The sequence below is a fragment of the Angustibacter aerolatus genome (assembly GCF_054776675.1).
This window is the reverse complement of record NZ_BAAHBM010000197.1, coordinates 1-864: the sequence shown is the minus strand read 5'-3', so window position 1 is coordinate 864 and position 864 is coordinate 1. Positions and strand designations below refer to the sequence as shown.

2 protein-coding genes are annotated in these 864 nt (G+C 80.3%); both read left to right on the top strand.

The features are described 5' to 3' along the window. Nucleotides 1–393: alpha/beta hydrolase family protein (locus ACYVI6_RS18775; protein ID WP_460447798.1), on the top strand; the 393-nt coding region annotated here is incomplete at its 5' end. After that, a partial coding sequence (locus ACYVI6_RS18770; protein ID WP_460447797.1) for an alpha/beta hydrolase occupies nt 390–864 on the top strand: 475 nt, incomplete at its 3' end. The genes ACYVI6_RS18775 and ACYVI6_RS18770, both read left to right, overlap by 4 nt.

Sequence of the window (864 nt, the reverse complement as noted above, 5' to 3'; positions counted from 1 at the left end):
GCGGTCGGTGCGGCGCCGCGGCTGCGGCCGACCGCCGCGGCCAGCCTGGCCGGCGTCACGCTGCTGGAGGCCGGGTTCCGGCGCGCCCGGCTCGGTGGCTCGGCGTTCCCCGACCTGCTCGGCGGCACGCCCGACCAGGTGCCCGGGCGCTACGCGGTGGCCGACCCGGGGGCGCTGCTGCCGGTCGGCGTCCCGCTGCTGGTGACGCACGGCACCGCCGACCCGGTGCTCCCGGTGTGGCTGGCCACCGAGTACGCCGCTGCCGCCCGCGCCGCCGGCGACCGCGTGCGGCTCGTCGTGCAGCCGGGCACCGACCACGGGGACGTCGTCGTGCCGGGACACCCGGCGTGGCGGGCAGTCCGGGACTGGCTCGACACCGAAGCAGCGGGGTGACGACACGGCGCACCCTGCTCGGCGGCGGCCTCCTCGGTGCGGCGGGTCTCGCCGGCCTGCTCGGCGGGTGCGGCCGCGGCCCGTCGTCCGACCGGCCCGCGGGCGTGCGGTCGAGCACCCACGCCTACGGCCGCGACCGGGCGCAGGTCGCGCGGCTGCTGCTGCCCGACGGCACCGCGCGGTGCGTCGTGCTGCTGGTGCACGGCGGGTACTGGCAGCCCGGCTACGACCTGCACCTCGAGGACCGCTGCGCCGACGACCTGGCCGCGGCCGGCTGGGCGGTGTGGAACCTCGACTACCGGGCGGTCGGCCGCGGCGGCGGCTGGCCCGGCACCTTCACCGACGTCGCGACGGGCGCCGACGAGCTGCTCGACGTCGCGGCCGAGCACGCGCCGCCGCTCGACCGGGTGGTCGCCGTGGGGCACTCGGCCGGCGGCGCCCTCGCGCTGTGGCTGGCCGCCCGGCACCGGC